Genomic DNA, 17,752 nt, shown 5'->3' with positions numbered 1-17,752 from the left:
TTGCCACTTTCGGTCACCACAAGGCAAGCGCGGGGCAAAGCTACCGCGCGGTCCCCATGGGGAGGGTGACGTACCGTCGGTACCGAAGAGATATCACCCGCGAGCCGGAGGGGACAGGGGATGACGACGATCGATCGGCCCGTTCGCTCCCGGCGTCACCGGCCCGCCCGCCGTCTCTCACTCACCGTCACCACCGCCTCGGCACTGCTGATGTCCGTCGCGGGCTGTGCCGCCGACGCCCCCTCCACGGGCCCGCACCCCGGCTCGACCACCCGGAGCCCGTCCCCGAAACCTGTACCCGTCTGGCGTACCGACCCCGCCTCGATCGCGGCACTCGGTGACTCCATCACCGTCGGCTTCGACGCCTGCACGATCCTCTCCGACTGCCCCGAGGTCTCCTGGGCCACCGGCACCGACCCCAAGGTCGACAGCCTCGCCCGGCGGCTGGTCAAGAATCCCGCCAAGCAGAGCTGGAACCACGCCAGGACCGGCGCCCTGATGAGTGATCTGCCCGAGCAGGTCGCCCAGGCGGCGGCCCACAGGCCCGAGTTGGTCACGGTCCTGATCGGCGCCAACGACGCCTGCCGCAACGACGTCCGCACGATGACCCCGCAAGCCGGTTTCCGGGCCGACTTCGCGGCGGCGATGAAGAGCCTGCGGCGCACCCTGCCGCGCACCCAGGTCTATGTCGCCGCGGTGCCGGATCTGCTGCGGCTGTGGTCGGAGGGGCGCAAGAACCCGCTCGGCAAGCAGGTGTGGAAGCTGGGGATCTGCGGGTCGATGCTGCACGACCCGGACAATCTGACGATGAAGGCCGACAAGCGGCGCAAGAAGGTGCAGGAGCGCGTGATGGCCTACAACGCGGCGCTGGCGGACGTGTGCGCCAAGGACCCGCTCTGCCGCTTCGACCCCTCGGTCTTCGACTACCGCTTCACCGGACAGCAGTTGAGCACCTGGGACTGGTTCCACCCCGGCACCCGCGGGCAGCAGGAGCTGGCGTCGCTCGCCTTCCGCGCCATCACCCGCGAGGAGCGCCCGTGAGTCCGCACATCCGGTCCGAGCCGTTCGGCACCCTGCCCGACGGCACGCCGGTCGAGCGCTGGACCCTGGAGTCGGACGCGCTGCGCGTGCGCGTCCTGACGTACGGGGGCATCGTCCAGACCATCGAGGCACCCGACCGGGACGGGACGCCCGCGCAGCTGGCGCTGGGCTTCGCCGACCTCGCGTCCTATGTCGCGCACGGCGGCTCGCACTTCGGGGCGCTGGTCGGCCGGTACGCGAACCGGATCGCCGGGGCGGCGTTCACGCTCGACGGCACCGCCCGCGCGCTGACGCCGAACGACGGACCGCACAGTCTGCACGGCGGGCCGAGGGGATTCTCCCGGGTGGTGTGGGGCGCCCGGGAGGTCGACGGCGGGGTGGAGCTGCGCCGGGTCAGCCGGGACGGCGAGGAGGGCTTCCCCGGCACCCTGGACGTACGCGCGACCTACACCCTCTCCCCCGGCGGGGCCCTGCGCATCGTCTACCGCGCGCAGACCGACGCACCCACCGTCGTCAACCTCACCAACCACAGCTATCTCCATCTGGGCGGCGAGGGCAGCGGCAGCGCCACGGGGCACCTGCTGCGGCTGGCGGCGTCCCGCTACACCCCCGTCGACGACACCGGCATCCCGCTGCCCGGCGCGCCCGCCGACGTCAGCGGCACCCGGTTCGACTTCCGCGCGGCGCGGGAGGTGGGCGGCGCCTATGACCACAACTTCGTGCTGGACGGCGGGGTGACGCGGGCTGCGCGCGAGGTCGCCGAGCTCTACGACCCGGCCTCCGGGCGGGCGCTGACCATCGCCACCACCGAGCCCGGTGTGCAGCTCTACACCGCGGACCACCTCGACGGCTCGCTGACCGGCACCTCGGGGCTGCCGTACGGCCCGGCGGCAGGTATCGCCCTGGAGACCCAGCACTTCCCCGACTCCCCGCACCGCCCTGACTACCCGGACACGGTGCTCCGCCCCGGTGAGACCTACCGCTCGGAGACGGTCTACACCTTCTCGGCGCGGCCCCGCCGGGACGGCTAGGGCCTGTCGTTCGGAGCACGCCGGACCCCGCGAGCCCCCCCCCCGGGTGATCCACACGACGGGCCCTGGGGCCTTCCCGTCCCGTCGTCCGTCAGCGCACGCTGACCTGTGCCGTCAGCCGGCAGTCGTCGATGCTGTGCGAGGCCTCGACGGTGTAGTCGCCCTTGACGCGGCGCCGGCCGCCCGCCGTCTCGTCCCAGATCTCGAACGCGCGGTCCGGCAGCGGGATCTCCGCCTCGGCGCTCTCGCCGGGGGCCGCCTCGACGACGGCGAATCCGGCCAGCCAGCGGGCCGGCCGCTCGGGCGCCTCGTCACCGGCGGGCGCGGTGGGTACCAGGTAGATCTGGACGGTCTCGCGGCCGGCCCGCCGGCCGGTGTTGCGGAGCCGGACCCGGACCGAGTCGGGGGTGGTGTCCAGCGACTCGTACTCCCAGTCGGTGTAGCCCAGGCCGTGACCGAAGGCGTACGCGGGGGCGGTGCCGGAGCGCTGCCAGGCGCGGTAGCCGATGAACAGGCCCTCGGAGTAGGGGAGTGTGCCGTCGTCGGGGGTGACGCGGGTGACCGGGGCGTCCTCCAGGCGGGCCGGCCAGGTGGTGGGGAGGCGGCCGCCCGGTTCGTGCGCGCCGAGCAGGACGTCGGCCAGGGCGGCGCCCGCCTCCTGGCCGGGGAACCAGCTCAGCAGGACGGCGGGGACCTGCTCGCGCCACGGAAGCTCCACCGGGGAGCCGGAGTTGACGATCACCACGGTGCGCGGATTGGCGGCGGCGACCCGGGTGACCAGCTCGTCCTGACGGCCCGGCAACCGCAGATCGCTGCGGTCGAAGCCCTCCGACTCGACCTCCTCGGTGGTGGCGACCACCACGATCGCGACATCCGCGGCGGCCGCGGCGCGCACCGCCTCCGCCATCTCGGCGTCGGGGTCGAGCTGGGGTTCGGCGTGCCCGAGGGCGAAGCTCAGCGCGTCCATGTCCGCGCCGAGGCCGAGGGCCGCCGGGACGAAGCGGAGGGTGACGTCGACCTGCTCACCGGCCGTCAGGCCGGCCTCCACCCGCCGCTCGGCCGGGTGCAGGAACGCCTCGAACGGGTCGCTGCCGTCCGGCGTGCAGCGGTCGTCGAAGCGGACGTCGCCATCGATCGTCAGGCGCAGATCGCCGGTGCCGGAGACGGCGAGGACGTGCCGGCCGGTGGTCTGCGGGGTGAAGGTGCCGGTGAGTTCGACGGCGTGCAGGGTGTGCTGGGTGACGCCCTCGGGGTAGCGGCCCATCACCAGCACCCTGCCGTCGAACTGCGGCGTTTCGGCCAGCAGTTGACCGTCCTCGGTGAGGTAGCGGGCGCGCAGCGTGAAGCCGGCGCGGGCGTGCGGAGTGCGGGTGCGGGGGTCGGCGCCGACCGCGAAGGTGACCTCGACGTCGTCGGGCAGGGCGGCGCGCAGTCCCTCCAGCGGGGAGACGATCTGCTCGGGGAAGACGGTGGCGGAGCCGCCGCCGAGCACCCGGGCGTCGCGGGCCGCGGCCCCGATGACGGCGACCTGCCGGACGGTGGCGGCATCGACCGGCAGCGCACGCCCCTCGCCGGCGGGCCGTTCGTCGCCGGACCGCTCACCGGCCGGCCGCCCGCCGCCCGCCGGCTCGTTCCGCAGCAGGACGAAGGCCCGCCGGGCGACCTCACGCGCCACCGCCCGGCCGTCGATCCCCTCGGGGACGTCCTCGGGGGCGACGGCGGCGGGGACGCCTTCCAGACATCCCGTACGGGCGGCGAGCAGCAGCACCCGGCGCACCGCCTCGTCCACCTCCGACTCCGCCACCTCGCCCGCGCGCACGGCCGCGGCGAGCGGGGCGCCGAAGACGGTGCGGGGGCCGGGCATCGCGGTGTCCAGGCCGCCCCTCAGGGCCCGCACCGTATGGCGGGCGGCGGTCCAGTCGGACACATTCCAGCCGTCGAAGCCCCATTCGCCGCGCAGCACCTCGCGCACCAGATAGCGGTGCTCGGTCATCGTTGAGCCGTTGACCTGGTTGTAGGCGGTCATGATGCCCCAGGGGTGGGCGTTTTCGACGATGTGCTCGAAGGGCGCGAGATAGAGCTCGCGCAGCGGACGCGGGGCGATGCGGTTGTCGACGGTGAGACGGTCGGTCTCCGCGTCATTGCCGACGAAGTGCTTGACCGTCGTCCCGACGCCGCCCTGCTGCACCCCGCGGACGTATCCGGCCCCGATCGCGCCGGTCAGCAGCGGGTCTTCGGAGTAGCACTCGAAGTGCCGGCCGCCCAGCGGCGAGCGGTGCAGGTTGACGGTCGGGGCGAGCAGCACGTGCACGCCCTTGCGGCGGGCCTCCTGGGCGAGGAGGTGGCCGGCGCGGCGGGCCAGTTCCGGGTCCCAGGTGGCGGCCAGCGCGGTGGGGCCGGGCAGCGCGACCGAGGGGTCCTCGGCGCTCCACTGCCGGCCACGTACGCCGATCGGTCCGTCCGACACCACCAGCGAACGCAGTCCGATGGCGGGTACCGCCGGCAGCGTCCACATGTCCTGGCCGGACAGCAGCCCGGCCTTGGTGTCGAGATCCAGCGCGCCGAGCGCCTTCTCCACGGCCGCGGTGTGCTCGCGCGCGCGAGCGGTTGCGCGGTCCTCGTCAGCGGCGTGGCCGTGGGCGTCGGGCTGCTCGGTCATGCGGTGCTCCCTGCGTGGACGTACGGGCCCTTGGCCGGAATCCTTCCCTCTTCGCCGTGCGAACGGTAGGCGCCGTCATGATTTCGTTACCCGTGCCGTACGGGCAGCCCCTCCGGGGATACCCTCGGCCGGGTGACGGCAAGAGACCAGGACCCGGCGGACCGCCGCCCCCGTGCTGGTGCGCGACGCGGCGGCGGACGGGAGGCGCAGCGCGCGGAACGGCGCGAGGCCATCCTGCAGGCCGCCATGGAGCTGATCTCCGAACGCGGATACCGCCGCACCTCCCTGGCCGCGGTCGCCGAGCGCGCCGGCCTCACCCAGCAGGGTCTGCTGCACCACTTCCCCACGAAGGAACAGCTGCTGGTCGCTGTCCTGGAGGCGCGTGACCGCTGGGATCTCGCCTCCGCCGCCGCGACCTCCGACGCATGGCGCACCGGCACGCTCGCCCAGCTCGTCGACTACAACGCCACCCGCCCCGGCATCGTCCGGACGTACACCGTCCTGTCGGCCGACAGCGTCACCGAGGACCACCCCGCCCGCGCGTTCTTCGAATCGCGCTTCCGGGTCGTCCGGGCCTCCGTGGCCGCCGTCCTGCGGGCGGAGTTCGGCGACACCCTGCCCGGCGGCCTGACGCCGGAGCAGGCGGCGCCGCTCCTGGTCGCCGTCATGGACGGGCTCCAGTTGCAGTGGCTGCTGGACCCGGAACACGTCGACATGCCCGCGTCGTTCCGGGACTTCCTGGCGCTGCTGGGACAGGGCCAGAGGGACGGGGCGGACGGGGCGGTCGGGGCCGAGGAGACGGGCGACGGGGCCGGCGGGGAGTGACCGGCCGCCGCCCCGAAGGTCACCTGAGGGGCTTGAGGCAGGTGGCGGTCGTCCCGCCCGGTCCGTAGCGGAGATCGGCGATGAACTCCCCGTCGGCGCAGGTAGCCTGCGAGGTCTCCAGCCTGCTGGTGGCCTTGTACTGCGCGTCGGCCGCGCCGCAGTCCGTGGTCCGCAGGTCCTGCTCGTCCCAGTCGCCGTCGTTGTGCACACAGTCGCCGACGGCGAGTGTCTGCGCCGTGTCGGTCCCCGCAACCTCCGCATCCGCCCGGCCGCCGGACACCAGGCCGATCACCATCAGGGTGGTGAGGGCGAGGGCCGCGAGAGCCACCACCGCCAGCGCCGTCAGGGCCACCGGCCTGCGCAGCAGCGACGGGCCCGGGTCGAGCGGGGGCCGCCAACCGCCCGTCGGCTCGGCCAGCTTGTGGAAACGGGACCGCGGGCCGAGGTTCACCAGCAGAGTGATCGGCGTGATGGCCACGGACAGCGGGCTCCACCAGCCCTGCCACAGCGTCTTCGCGGACATCTCGCGGTAGGTCGCCAGCCCGCAGGAACGGCAGAACACACCCTTGCGGCTCAGGAACCGCATCACGTACAGGATCCCCTGATGCCCGCGCACGGTCGCCTGCACCGCCGGCTGCGCACCGCAGAACTGACAGCCGGGGGCGCCGGGGTGGCCCTGATAGGGCTGCTGCGGGTACGGGCCCGGCTGCGGTGCGTACGGCCCCGCGGGCGGCGGGGGGTACGGCCCCGCGGGCGGCTGCCCGTACGCGGGGGGCTGCCCGTACGGACCCGCGGGCGGCTGCTGGTACGGATTGCCTGCGTACGGCTGCGGTGGTGGCGGTGTGGCCACGGAGATTCCCCCTCGGACTCGTCGGCAGCACCGTGCGCGAGCCGACGGAGAACCATATCCCGCCGGCCACCGCGGAGCGCCGGCGGCGAGGGCCGTGGTCCCGGGCGCCCCTCGATGCCCCTACCGCCCGCTGGGCACACCCGCTTTACTCGCCCCATGAAACGCATACGTACCCGGCTGGGCGCGCTCGGTGTCGCGCTGACCGCCGCCGTTCCCCTGTCCCTGACGGCCCCGGCAACGGCCGGTGCGGCGCCCGGCGGCCCGGCCGCCGCCGCGCCCGCGGGCACCGTGGAGGAGGGGCGGCTGGCGCAGGCAGCTCCCCAGGAGATTCTGCGGCGCAGCGGATTCGACGCGTGGGAGCGGGAGTTCACCGGCGGTCTGGCCCGGACGGCGACGTACCGGGAGGCGAAGCGGTATGTGGCGCGGGAGGGCGGTGCGCTGTGGCGGCGGGCCGTGGACCGTGCGCAGGGGCGCGGGCCCGCCGGTGGCGATCTGAGCCGGGACGACGACCGGCCGCTGTACTGGGCACGGCTGGGGATGACGAAGGCGCTGCGGGCATGGCAGCCCGGATTCGAGATGACCGGGGAGCAACGGGCGGCGCTGGTGGACGCGTTGGAGCGTGGCTCGCGCGGCCAGGACTCGATCGCGCTGCCCGCCGGGAAGCGGGTGGTGCGGATCGTCGTGACCGGTTTCGACCCGTTCCAGCTGGACGATGACGCGCGGCGCAGCAACCCGTCGGGGGCGGCGGCCCTGGCGCTGGACGGGACGACGGTACGGACGGCCTCGGGGCGCTCCGCCCGGATCGAGACGGCGGTCTTCCCCGTGCGCTGGGCCGATTTCGCGGACGGGACGGTGGAGCGCACGCTGCTGCCGCACTTCCGGCACGGTCCGCGGCAGGCGGATCTGTTCACCACGATCAGCCAGGGGCGGCCGGGGCGCTTCGATGTGGAGCGGACCAACGGCGCCTGGCGGGGCGGCTATCCGGACAACGCCCGGGACGAGCGGACCGGAACCGTGCCGATTTCGGCGGGGGTGCCGACCGTGCGGCCGCAGCCGCAGTGGACGACGACCAGCCTTCCGTACGGGCGGATCGTCGGGGCCGGCACCGGCCCGTACCCGGTGGTCGACCACACGGCCGTGACCGAGATCCCGGCGGGCGGCACCGGGCCGGTGAACCGGCCGGACGGCCCGACCCCGGGGTCCACGGCCCGCGCCGGGGGCGGCGGCGACTATCTCTCGAACGAGATCGCCTACCGGGCGACGCTGCTGCGGGACGCGGTGCGGCCGGCGCTCCCCGGAGGCCATCTGCACACCCCGGTGCTGGAGTTCGGTCCCGGCAACACCGACCCGGCGCACGGGCGGATCACCGACCCGGATTTCGTACGGAACCGCGTCTCGATCACCGGGCAGGTACGGAAGATCGTGGCGGTGGCGGCGTCGGAGGCGGGCCCGTAGCCACGACAGGCCCCCGTCCCGTAGCCCTCGGCGGCCGCGCGGGGCCCATGGTCGGCCCGGCCCGGCTCCGGGATGATGGGCGGGTGATCCTTGCTGCCGCTCAGATCCCGACAGTCCCCCGCCGGCTCCACCGGCCGAGGGAGCTGACCGTCCGGTGACCGCTCCCCTGCTGCTCGGCGACCCGGAGGTCCGCGCGCGCCTCACCCCGGCGGACGCGGTGGCGGCCGTCCGGCACGCGCTCCTCGCCCACCACGCCGGGCAGTTGTCCGCGCCGCCGCGGGTGCGTGCCCCGCTCGCCTCGCGGGAGCTGGTGTTCACCGTCGGCGAGCTGTCCGCCGACGGTCTGTACGGCTTTCGCGCGTACGACGCCGGGCACCACGGCACCCAGTTGGTCGCGGTGTGGGAGCGCGCGAGCGGGGAGTTGGCCGCCGTGGTGCACGGGGCGGAGCTGGGGCCGCGCAGGACCGGCGCGATCGGCGCGGTGGCGGTCGAGGCGCTGGCCCGCCGCGACGCGTCGCGGATCGGGCTGATCGGGACCGGGCCGCAGGCCTGGACGCAGCTGTGGGCGCTGTCCGCGGGCCCGCTCCGGCGCGCCGAGGTGGCGGTGTTCGGCCGGCGGACGGAGCGCGCGGAGCGGTTCGCGGCCCGCGCCCGGGACGAACTGGGGCTTTCGGCCCGGGTGGCCGGTTCGGCGCGGGAGGCGGTGGCGGGCCGCGAGGTGGTGATCGTGGCCACCGACAGTGCGACGCCCGTCCTGGAGGCGGACTGGGTCGCGCCGGGCACCCACCTGAGCACCCTCGGCCCGAAGTCCACCACCCGTTACGAGATCCCGCCCGAACTGGCCGCGCGGGCCACCGTTCTCGTCACCGACTCCCGCGCCCAAGCAGGCCGTTACGGTGCGGACCATCTGCTGGGCCCGGCGCCGATGGCCGAGCTGGGCGCCGTCCTGGCGGGCGCCGCACCCGGCCGCACGGGCGACGAGGACATCACGCTGTTCTCCTCCGTCGGGCTGGCGGGCACGGAGGTCGCGGTGGCGGCGGCGCTCGCCGCGGCCTGCGGCCCGCCGCGCACCGAGGACCTCGGCGCCGGTTGACCTCAGGCCGCCGGCAGCTCGTCCGGTGTCGGATACGAGGGCTGGGCACCCGGCTTGGTGACCGCGGCGGCGCCGACGCGTACCGCGAAACGGGCCGCGTCGGGCAGTGCGTCGCCGCGTGCCAGGCGGGTGGCGAGGGCGCCGGTGAAGGCGTCGCCCGCACCCGTGGTGTCCACCGCCCTGACCTTGATCCCCGGCACCTCGTACACCCCCGCGGAGTCCAGGACCAGCGCGCCGTCCGCGCCGAGGGTGATCACGACCGAACGGGCGCCCCGCTCGCGCAGCGCCGCCGCCCACTCCCCGGGAGTGCCGCCCGAGCGCCCGGACAGCTGCGCGGCCTCGTGCTCGTTGACGACCAGCGGGTCGGCCACCGCGAGGAGTTCGGGGGCCAGCGCTTCGGGGGCCGGGGACGGGTTGAGGACGACGCGGGTACCGGCCTGCTCGGCGGCCTCTGCCGCGGCCCGCACGCTCTCCATCGGGATCTCCAGCTGGAGCGAGAGCACGGACGACGCCTCGATGACGTCCTTGGCTGCGGCCACGTCCTGCGGGGTGAGGGCGGCGTTCGCGCCGGGCGAGACGACGATGCTGTTGTCGCCGTCCGGGCTCACGATGATCATCGCGGTGCCGGTGCGGGCCGCGTCGTCCACGATGACCGGCCCGACATCGGTACCCGCCGCACGCTGCGCGTCCAGCAGCAGTTGCCCATACGCGTCGCCGCCGACCCGCGCCAGCAGCGCGGTGCGCCCGCCGAGCCGGGCGGCGGCGGCCGCCTGGTTGGCGCCCTTGCCGCCGGCCGATTCGACCAGGTCGGTGCCGAGCACGGTCTCCCCCGCTCCGGGCCGCCGTTCCACCCGTACCGTCAGATCCGCGTTGGCCGAGCCGACCACCAGGACGTCATACATGCGCCGCTCTCCCATGTCCGTTCATCTCACCCTTCAGTGCCCGGTGGCCCCGGCGGAGCCGGACCGGGCCGCTGGTCTCAGCCGTCGAACTTCGCGGCGTTGTGCGGTGTCACGAGAACCACCGGCACCTTGATCTGTTGCGGCAGCTTCTCACCGCGCGACGCCTTCAGCGCCTGGTCCACCGCCTGCTTGCCCAGGAGTTTCGGCTGCTGGGCGACGGTCGCGGTCAGCGTGCCGTTGCGGACCGCGGTGATCCCGTCCGGCGTGCCGTCGAACGCCACCACCTTCACGTCCTTGCCGGACCTGCCACCGAGCGCCTTGGACGCGCCGAGGGCCATCTCGTCGTTGGCGGCGAACACCCCGCCGATGTCGCGATGCGCCTGGAGCATGTTGGACATCACGTCCATGCCCTTGGTGCGGTCGAAGTCGGCGGGCTGCCGGGCGACGACCTTGATGCCCGGGTACTTCTTGATGCCCTCCTCGAAGCCCTGGCCGCGCTCGCGGGCCGCGGAGGTGCCGGCCTGGCCCTCCAGGAACGCCACCTTGCCCTTGCCGTCCATCGATTCGGCCAGGGTCTTCGCGGCGAGCCGGCCGCCGGCGACATTGTCGGAGGCGATGGTCGAGCCGACCGTGCCGCCGTTGACGCCGCGGTCGATGGAGATCACCGGCACCTTCGCCCGGTTGGCGACGCCGACGGCCGGTACGGCGGCCTCGGAGTCGACCGGGTTGATGATGGCGGCCTTGACGTCCTGGCTGGTGAACGTCTCCATCTGGTTGATCTGCTGGGTGGGGTCGTTCTGCGCGTCGGTGATGTTGATGTTCAGGCCGCGGGCATCCGCCTCGGCCTGAGCGCCTTCCTTGATGCCGACGAAGAACGGGTTGTTCATCGTGGACAGCGCGAGCCCCAGGTCGGTGTCGCCGCCGCGGTCGCAGCCGGCCAGCCCGAGGGCCGCGGTCGCGGCGAGCCCGGCCGCCAGCGGCATCCTGACCCGGGCGCTCCACCGGATCGTCCGCCGGGCGCTCATCGCGTGCTCCGGCGGCGGAGCGTGTCCAGGAGCACCGCCAGCGCGATGACCAGACCGGTGGCGACCTGCTGCCAGAACGCCGAGACGCTCAGCAGGTTGAGGCCGTTGCGCAGCACCGCGAGGATCAGCGCGCCGATGAGGGTGCCGGAGGCCTTGCCGGAACCGCCGGAGAGGCTGGCGCCGCCGATGACGACCGCGGCGATGGCGTCCAGTTCGTAACCACCGGCGGCCTGCGGCTGGGCGGAGGTGAGCCGGGCCGCCAGCACGATGCCGGCGACCGCGGCGAACAGGCCGGACATCGCGTAGATGACGAGCTTGCGGCGCTTGACGTTGATGCCGGAGAGGCGGGCGGCCTCCTCGTTGCCCCCGATGGCGAACATCGCGCGGCCGGAGTACGTGCGGGCCAGGATCAGCGCGGCGATCAGCCCCATCGCGATCATGACGAGTACGGGGACCGGCAGCCAGCCGCCGAGGGTGTCGCCGAGCTTGCTGACGGAGCCGGGGAAGGGGATCGGCGAACCGCCGGAGATGACCAGGGCCAGGCCGCGGCCGATCGAGAGCATCGCCAACGTGGCGATGAAGGCGGGCAGTTTGCCGTACGCGACCAGGGCACCGGAGACCAGTCCGGCCGCTATGCCGACCGCGAGGCCGAGCAGTACCGCGATCCAGACGGGCAGGCCCTCGCCGGTGGCCGCCCAGGCGACGACCGTGGCGGAGAGGGCGGCGACCGAGCCGACGGACAGGTCGATACCGGCGGAGACGATCACGAAGGTGACGCCGAAGGCGAGGATCGCGGTGACCGACGCCTGGACGCCGACGTTGAGGAGGTTCTGCCCGTTGAGGAAGTCCTTGGACAGCACCGCCATGACGACGACGAGGGCGATCAGGCCGCCCAGCGGTCCGTTCTTGAGGACGGCCCTGGTGAACCACTGCCCGAGTTCGTGCTCCCGGCCCGGGGCCGCCGGCGTGTCGGCGGGGGTTTTCAGCAGATCAGTCATCGGAGCCCTCCATCGCGCTCTGACCGGGGGTGTTCTTGTGAAGGGCGGGTGGGGCGCCCTCGTTCGGGGATCGGACGGCCAGTTCCATCACCGCGTCCTGGGTGGCCGCTTCGGCCGGGAGTTCGCCGGCCAGCCGGCCCTGTGCCATCACCAGCACCCGGTCGCTCATACCGAGCACCTCCGGGAGGTCGCTGGAGATCATCAGCACCGCGCAGCCCGCCGCCGTCAGCTCGTTGATCAATTGGTAGATCTCGACCTTGGCGCCGACGTCGATACCGCGCGTCGGCTCGTCGAGGATCAGCAGCCTGGTCTCGGTCAGCAGCCATTTGCCGATGACGATCTTCTGCTGGTTGCCGCCGGACAGGGTGCGGGCACTCTGGCCCAGACCGCTCATCCGGACCTTCAACTGCGCGGCGACGGCGGCCGCTTCGCGCCGCTGGCCGCGCCGGTCCACCAGCCCGCCGCGGGTGTCCCGGTCCAGCCGGGCCAGCGTCAGGTTGTCCTGCAACGAGGCGTCCAGGACCAGGCCCTGGCCCTTGCGGTCCTCGGGCACCAGGCCGAGCCCGGCCCGCATCGCGGCGCGCACATCGCCGCGCGCCAGGCCCTTGCCGTCGACCTCGACGGTGCCGGAGTCGTAGCGGTCCACGCCGAAGATCGCCCGCGCGATCTCCGTACGGCCGGCGCCGACCAGCCCGGCCAGACCGACGACCTCACCGGCCCGCACCTCGAAGTCGATGCCCGCGAAGACGGGTTTGGCGGGTGCGCCCTTCGCGCCCTTGGCGCCGTGCCGGGTCAGGCCGCGCACCCGCAGCAGCGGCGCGCCCGGCGCGTCGGGGCGCTCGCGCGGGTACTGCTCGGCGATGTCCCGGCCGACCATCAGCCGGATCAGCTCGTCCTCGTCGGTGGACGCGGGCACCTCGGCGACCGAGCGGCCGTCGCGCAGGACGGTGACACGGTCGCCGAGGGCGCCGATCTCGTCGAGGTGATGGGTGATGAAGATGATGCCGACGCCGGACTCGCGCAGCTCGCGGACGATCCCGAAGAGGGTCTGCACCTCCTCGGAGGTGAGCACCGCGGTCGGCTCATCCATGATCAGCACGCGGGCGTCCAGACTGAGCGCCTTGGCGATCTCCACCATCTGCAGCCGGGCGATGCCGAGTTCGGCGACCGGGGTGTTCGGGGAGACGTCCAGGCGGACCCGGCGCAGCAGTGCGGCGGCGCGGGCGCGCATCGTCTTCCTGTCGACGAGACCGAGCGCGGTGCGCGGCTGCCGCCCCAGGAAGATGTTCTCGGCGACCGTCAGACCGGGGACGAGGTTGAACTCCTGGTAGATGGTGGCGATGCCGAGGCGTTCGGCGTCCTGCGCGGAGCGGATGTGCACCTCGCTCGGTGCGCCGGCCGCGGCATCCGGTCCGCCGGCCGGGGAGGCGGCTGAGGCGGGGGCGGGGGCGGCCAGGATGCGTCCCGAGTCGGGGCGGTGGGCACCGGAGAGCATCTTGATGAGCGTGCTCTTGCCCGCGCCGTTCTCACCGAGCAGGACGTGCACCTCGCCGGCGCGCAGACTCAGGTCCACGCCGTCCAGCGCGCGTACGCCCGGGAACGACTTCGTCACCCCCTCCACGCGCAGCAGTTCGCGGCCGCCCGGTACGTCGTCTTTGACGCCGGTCATGCGCTGCCCCTCTCTTCCTGGAAGTCGTTCTCGGGTCTCGGGTCTCGGATCTCGTTCATGGGCACGGATCTCGCTCGCGGCAGGGGTCTCGTTGACGGGCACGGGTCTCCTTGCGGTCTGCGTCCGGTCCGCCGCGGATGCCGTGCGGGGTCTGCGTCAGGTCTGCGTCAGGTCTGCTGTCCGGTGGGGCGGGGGCCTGCCCGGTGGGGCGCGGCGTACGGGGCGGTGGCGGCGGCCGGTTCGCCGCAGGAGCGGCGCGGGACGAGATGGGCCGGCAGCAGCACCGACTCGGGGTGACGGCCCTCGATCCGCTCCAGCAGGGTGTGCACGGCGGCCCGGCCCAGTTCGCGGGTGGGCTGCGCGATGGCGGTCAGCGGCGGGTCGGTGTGGGTGAACCACGGCACGTCGTCGTAGACCACCAGCGCCACGTCGTCGGGCACCCGCAGCCCCCGCGCCCGGAGTTCGTCCATCGCGCCGAGCGCCATCAGGTTGTCGGTGGCGAGCACCGCGTCCGGCGGCTCCGGCAGATCGAGAAAGCCGCTCATCACCCGCCGTCCGCCGGTGTGCTGAAGATCGGGGGTGGCGCCGACCCGCTCGTCGGGCAGGGCGATGCCGTGCGCGGCCAGCGCCGTACGGAACTGGTCGAGGCGTTCGTCGCCGGTGGGGGTGCCCGCCGGGGCGACGATGATCGCGGGGCGGCGGCGGCCGAGGGCGGCGAGGTGGGCGGCGAGGTCGGTGAGCGCGGCCAGGCCGTCGGCGCGTACACAGGGTGCGTCGATACCGGGCACCACCCGGTCCAGCAGGACCAGCGGTGTACCGGAGTCGACGACCTCGCCGATCATCGCGGATCCGGTGCCCGCGGAGCTGACCAGCAGGCCGTCGATCCGCCGGTCCAGCAGGGTGCGGATGTAGTCGTCCTGCTGCTCGGGGCGTTCGCCGGCGTTGCCGATCACGAGGCTGTAGCCGAGGCTGCGGGCCTCGTCCTCGACGGCGTCCGCCAGCTCGGTGAAGAAGGGGTTGGTGAGATCGCTGATGATCAGGCCGAGGGCGCCGGTACGTGCGGTGCGCAGCGCGCGGGCGACGTTGTTGGGGCGGTAGCCCAGCTCGCGCACGGCGGCGAGCACCCGCTCGCGGGTCTCGGCGACGGGGCTGTTGCCGTTGAGGACCCGCGAGACGGTGGCGACGGAGACCCCCGCCCGTTCTGCCACGTCCTTGATGTTCGCCATGGCGCCGTTGCCATCCTGTTCCTGCGATCGGTCGGGTCACGGCGGATGCGTGATGCGTCCGTGCTGCCCCGGTGCTTCCGGACGCGACCCGGTGCTTGCGGGTATGTCCGGCCCGCGGGACCGCGGGGGCCGCATTCGCCGTGTAATCGATTTCGTGGGGGATACGTAATCGATTACACGGCGGGCGCGTCAAGACCTCGCACACGTAGCCTGCGTCACATCGGGGCCGCCCCCGTCGCCGGCCGGGGACACGGCGGTCGGGGAACGGGCAACGGAGGACGGGGCAGCGCCGGGGGCACGACGGCCGGGGAGCAGGACGGCCAGGGACACGACAGCCAGGGGCGTGACCGTTGAAGCACACGACGGCCGGGGACACCGCGCCCGGGAACGCGACGACCGGGGGACGTGACGGCCGGGGGACGTGACGGCCGGGGGACGTGACGGCCGGGGACGCCGCAGCCGAGGACGCGACAGCCGGACGGCGTGACGGCTGAAGCACACAACGGCCGGGGACACCGCGCCCGGGCGACGCGACGACCGCGGGACGTGACGGCCGGGGACGCCACAGCCGAGGACGCGACAGCCGGACGGCGTGACGGCTGAAGCACACGACGGCCGGGGACACCGCGCCCGGGACGCGACGACCGCGGGACGCGACGGCCGGGGACGCCACAGCCGAGGACGCGACAGCCGGACGGCGTGACCGCTGAAGCACACAACGGCCGAGGGCCGCACCCCGGGTGGGGTGCGGCCCTCGGCTGGGTCTCGGCGGCGGAAGCGCCTCAGACGACGGTCAGCGTGACCTCGATGTTGCCGCGGGTCGCGCTGGAGTACGGGCACACCTGGTGCGCCTTCTCCACGAGGTCCTTGGCGGTGGCCGCGTCGACGTTCGGAATCGACGCGGAGATCTCGACCTTGAGGCCGAAACCGCCGGCCGGGGTCTTGCCGATGCCGACATGGGCGGTCACCCGGGAGCCGGAGACGTCCGCCTTCTCCTGGCGGGCGACGACGCTGAGCGCGCCCTGGAAGCACGCGCTGTAGCCGGCGGCGAAGAGCTGCTCCGGGTTGGTCCCGGCGCCGCTTCCGCCCTGCTCCTTGGGCGGATTGACGACGACGTCGAGCTTGCCGTCGTCGCTGGCGACGCGGCCGTCACGGCCGTTCTCAGCGGTGGCGACGGCGGTGTAGACGACGTCGACGGTCTGGATGGACATACAGAATCCTCCTGTGGTTCGCCGCGACTCGCGCCCACGGATCGCGACGGCTTACCGCTGAGCCTAACCGTCCGCCACGGACGTCAGTCGTCGAGGCTCACGATCATCTTGCCGGTGTTCTCGCCGCGCAGCAGGCCGAGGAACGCCTCGGCGCCGTTCTCGATCCCGGAGACCTTGGTCTCGGCGTACTTCAGCTCGCCGGAGCGGACCCAGGCGGAGACCTCCTCCACGAACTGCGGCTGCAGCGCGGAGTGGTCGCTCACCAGCAGGCCCTCCAGACGCAGCCGCTTGCCGATCACCATCGCGAGGTTGCGCGGGGCGGGGCTGGGCTCGGTGGAGTTGTACATCGAGATCATGCCGCAGATGGTGGCGCGGCCGTGCACCTTGAGGGAGCTGATGGCCGCTTCGAGGTGGTCGCCGCCGACGTTGTCGAAGTAGACGTCGATGCCGTCGGGAGCGGCCTCCTTGAGCTGCTTGGCGACATCGCCGTTCTTGTAGTTGAACGCGGCGTCGAAGCCGTACTCCTCGACCAGGAGCTTGACCTTCTCGTCGGAGCCGGCCGAGCCGATGACGCGGGAGGCGCCCTTGAGCTTGGCGATCTGGCCGACCTCGCTGCCGACCGCACCGGCCGCGCCGGACACGAAGACGGCGTCGCCCTCCTTGAAGGAGGCGACCTCCAGCAGGCCGGCGTAGGCGGTCAGGCCCGGCATGCCGAGCACGCCGAGGTAGGAGGTGAGGGGGGCCAGCGACGGGTCGACCTTGGCGGCGCGCTTGGCGTCCAGCACCGCGTACTCCCGCCAGCCGAGGCCGTGCAGGACGTGGTCGCCGACGGCTACGGAATCGGCGCGCGAGGCGATGACCTCACCGACCGCACCGCCGTCCATCGGCTCGTCCAGCTGGAACGGCGGGACGTAGGACTTCACGTCGTTCATCCGGCCGCGCATGTACGGGTCCACGGAGAAGTGGAGGTTGCGGACGAGGATCTGGCCTTCGCCGACCTCGGGGAGCGGGGCCTCGCGCAGGGCGAAGTCCTCCGGGGTGGGCCAGCCGTGCGGGCGGGCGACGAGGTGCCATTCACGGCCGGTCGTGGGCAGTGCGGACATAGCGCGATCCTCCAAAAGCTTCAGGTGCTGAAACAACCATGCGCCTCGATATTTCATGTTGTCAAGTAAATGGGTATCCTGGTGTGTATGAATCCGCGCGCAGACCCCCTGACCGTCGAGGTGGTGGACCTCATCGGCACCGTCGTCTCCCGTTACTACGAGGAGTACGAGCAGGCCGCGGCGGATCACTCCCTCACCGGCGCGCAGGCCCGGGTCCTGAGCCTGCTGTCCGTGGAGCCGCTGCCCATGCGGCGGATCGCCAACCGCCTCAAGTGCGAGCCGTCCAACATCACGGGCATCGTCGACCGCCTGGAGGCCCGGGGCCTCGTCGAGCGCCGCCCGGATCCGGCCGACCGCCGGGTCAAGCTGGCGGCCCCGACCGATGAGGGGGCGCGTACGGCCGAGCGGCTGCGCACCTCGCTCGACTTCGCCCGCGAGCCCCTCGGCCGGCTGACCGCCGCCGAGCGCACCCTGCTCAAGGAACTGCTCCAGCGGATGCTGGGCCTCGCGCCCGAGTGACGGCGGGCGCAGGCGGCGGGCGCAGGACGGCGGCCCCGGTGAGCCCGCCGCGGCACCCGCCCCCGTGAACAGCTGCTCCATCAGGCGGCGTTGGAGTCGCAGTCGCTCACCGGCCTGACGGGCGGCGGCCTCGGCGTAGCCGCGT

The 17,752-nt window shown here is 73.4% G+C and carries 14 protein-coding genes and 1 pseudogene; 6 read left to right on the top strand and 9 right to left on the bottom strand.

Annotated features, from left to right (window positions below):
• Positions 1–120 precede the first annotated feature (120 nt).
• Together ACIRQ7_RS14265 and ACIRQ7_RS14260 are read left to right on the top strand one after the other, a co-directional pair.
• Positions 121–1,041, top strand: coding sequence for an SGNH/GDSL hydrolase family protein (locus tag ACIRQ7_RS14265; protein ID WP_404262484.1), 921 nt, complete (start codon positions 121–123; stop codon positions 1,039–1,041).
• Positions 1,038–2,072, top strand: a complete 1,035-nt coding sequence (locus tag ACIRQ7_RS14260; RefSeq protein WP_404262483.1) for an aldose epimerase family protein — start codon at positions 1,038–1,040, stop codon at positions 2,070–2,072. The genes ACIRQ7_RS14265 and ACIRQ7_RS14260 overlap by 4 nt, the downstream gene beginning before the upstream one ends.
• Positions 2,073–2,163: 91 nt before the next feature.
• Here the strand turns inward: ACIRQ7_RS14260 and ACIRQ7_RS14255 are convergent, their stop codons facing one another.
• Entirely contained in the window at positions 2,164–4,731 is a 2,568-nt protein-coding gene (locus ACIRQ7_RS14255) for a beta-glucosidase (RefSeq protein ID WP_404262481.1), read from the bottom strand.
• Between the two features lie 132 nt (positions 4,732–4,863).
• On the opposite strand from ACIRQ7_RS14255, the gene ACIRQ7_RS14250 reads away from it, so the two are divergent.
• Complete coding sequence (locus tag ACIRQ7_RS14250; protein WP_404262480.1) at positions 4,864–5,556, top strand: TetR/AcrR family transcriptional regulator; 693 nt, start codon at positions 4,864–4,866, stop codon at positions 5,554–5,556.
• Positions 5,557–5,575: 19 nt separating this feature from the next.
• Here ACIRQ7_RS14250 and ACIRQ7_RS14245 read toward each other — a convergent pair whose 3' ends face one another.
• On the bottom strand, positions 5,576–6,406 hold the full coding sequence (locus ACIRQ7_RS14245) for a hypothetical protein (protein ID WP_404262479.1): 831 nt from the start codon (positions 6,404–6,406) through the stop codon (positions 5,576–5,578).
• Between the two features lie 156 nt (positions 6,407–6,562).
• Here ACIRQ7_RS14245 and ACIRQ7_RS14240 point away from each other — a divergent pair, with 156 nt between their 5' ends.
• Together ACIRQ7_RS14240 and ACIRQ7_RS14235 are read left to right on the top strand one after the other, a co-directional pair.
• Positions 6,563–7,861, top strand: coding sequence for a pyroglutamyl peptidase (locus tag ACIRQ7_RS14240; protein ID WP_404262477.1), 1,299 nt, complete (start codon positions 6,563–6,565; stop codon positions 7,859–7,861).
• Positions 7,862–8,015: 154 nt separating this feature from the next.
• Positions 8,016–8,954: an ornithine cyclodeaminase family protein gene (locus ACIRQ7_RS14235; protein WP_404262476.1), complete on the top strand. Its 939-nt coding sequence runs from the start codon at positions 8,016–8,018 to the stop codon at positions 8,952–8,954.
• Positions 8,955–8,956: 2 nt separating this feature from the next.
• Here the strand turns inward: ACIRQ7_RS14235 and rbsK are convergent, their stop codons facing one another.
• The 7 genes and pseudogenes from rbsK to ACIRQ7_RS14200 form a co-directional block, all read right to left on the bottom strand.
• Positions 8,957–9,856, bottom strand: a complete 900-nt coding sequence (rbsK, locus tag ACIRQ7_RS14230) for a ribokinase (RefSeq protein WP_404263132.1) — start codon at positions 9,854–9,856, stop codon at positions 8,957–8,959.
• Between the two features lie 77 nt (positions 9,857–9,933).
• Complete coding sequence (locus tag ACIRQ7_RS14225) at positions 9,934–10,881, bottom strand: D-ribose ABC transporter substrate-binding protein (RefSeq protein ID WP_403670435.1); 948 nt, start codon at positions 10,879–10,881, stop codon at positions 9,934–9,936.
• Positions 10,881–11,879 (bottom strand): annotated as a pseudogene (locus ACIRQ7_RS14220) (ABC transporter permease); the annotation flags it as partial. The gene ACIRQ7_RS14225 and the pseudogene ACIRQ7_RS14220, both read right to left, overlap by 1 nt.
• Positions 11,872–13,548: a sugar ABC transporter ATP-binding protein gene (locus ACIRQ7_RS14215; protein ID WP_404262473.1), complete on the bottom strand. Its 1,677-nt coding sequence runs from the start codon at positions 13,546–13,548 to the stop codon at positions 11,872–11,874. The gene ACIRQ7_RS14215 and the pseudogene ACIRQ7_RS14220, both read right to left, overlap by 8 nt.
• A 167-nt stretch (positions 13,549–13,715) precedes the next feature.
• Positions 13,716–14,774: a LacI family DNA-binding transcriptional regulator gene (locus ACIRQ7_RS14210; RefSeq protein ID WP_404262472.1), complete on the bottom strand. Its 1,059-nt coding sequence runs from the start codon at positions 14,772–14,774 to the stop codon at positions 13,716–13,718.
• 782 nt (positions 14,775–15,556) lie between these two features.
• Positions 15,557–15,985 (bottom strand): organic hydroperoxide resistance protein, encoded by a 429-nt coding sequence (locus ACIRQ7_RS14205; protein WP_401471900.1) that lies wholly within the window; start codon positions 15,983–15,985, stop codon positions 15,557–15,559.
• Positions 15,986–16,068: 83 nt separating this feature from the next.
• The gene (locus tag ACIRQ7_RS14200) at positions 16,069–17,088 is read right to left on the bottom strand and encodes an NADP-dependent oxidoreductase (RefSeq protein ID WP_401471897.1); all 1,020 of its coding nucleotides are present in this window, start codon (positions 17,086–17,088) and stop codon (positions 16,069–16,071) included.
• An 87-nt stretch (positions 17,089–17,175) separates the two neighbouring features.
• Between ACIRQ7_RS14200 and ACIRQ7_RS14195 the strand changes: the two genes are divergently transcribed.
• On the top strand, positions 17,176–17,607 hold the full coding sequence (locus tag ACIRQ7_RS14195) for a MarR family winged helix-turn-helix transcriptional regulator (RefSeq protein WP_401471894.1): 432 nt from the start codon (positions 17,176–17,178) through the stop codon (positions 17,605–17,607).
• Positions 17,608–17,752 lie beyond the last annotated feature (145 nt).

The organism is Streptomyces sp. NPDC101393 (genome assembly GCF_044767385.1).
In the GTDB taxonomy this organism is placed as follows: Bacteria; Actinomycetota; Actinomycetes; order Streptomycetales; family Streptomycetaceae; genus Streptomyces.
The sequence above is the reverse complement of the archived record's forward strand: the minus strand, read 5'-3'. Positions and strand labels throughout refer to the sequence as shown.

Bases quoted from the DNA above. Each gene is read 5' to 3' on its own strand.
- ACIRQ7_RS14265 (WP_404262484.1), top strand. From the start codon at position 121: ATGACGACGATCGATCGGCCCGTTCGCTCCCGGCGTCACCGGCCCGCC.
- ACIRQ7_RS14255 (WP_404262481.1), bottom strand. From the start codon at position 4,731: ATGACCGAGCAGCCCGACGCCCACGGCCACGCCGCTGACGAGGACCGC.
- ACIRQ7_RS14240 (WP_404262477.1), top strand. From the start codon at position 6,563: ATGAAACGCATACGTACCCGGCTGGGCGCGCTCGGTGTCGCGCTGACC.
- rbsK (WP_404263132.1), bottom strand. From the start codon at position 9,856: ATGTATGACGTCCTGGTGGTCGGCTCGGCCAACGCGGATCTGACGGTA.
- ACIRQ7_RS14225 (WP_403670435.1), bottom strand. From the start codon at position 10,881: ATGAGCGCCCGGCGGACGATCCGGTGGAGCGCCCGGGTCAGGATGCCG.
- ACIRQ7_RS14215 (WP_404262473.1), bottom strand. From the start codon at position 13,548: ATGACCGGCGTCAAAGACGACGTACCGGGCGGCCGCGAACTGCTGCGC.
- ACIRQ7_RS14210 (WP_404262472.1), bottom strand. From the start codon at position 14,774: ATGGCGAACATCAAGGACGTGGCAGAACGGGCGGGGGTCTCCGTCGCC.
- ACIRQ7_RS14205 (WP_401471900.1), bottom strand. From the start codon at position 15,985: ATGTCCATCCAGACCGTCGACGTCGTCTACACCGCCGTCGCCACCGCT.
- ACIRQ7_RS14200 (WP_401471897.1), bottom strand. From the start codon at position 17,088: ATGTCCGCACTGCCCACGACCGGCCGTGAATGGCACCTCGTCGCCCGC.
- ACIRQ7_RS14195 (WP_401471894.1), top strand. From the start codon at position 17,176: ATGAATCCGCGCGCAGACCCCCTGACCGTCGAGGTGGTGGACCTCATC.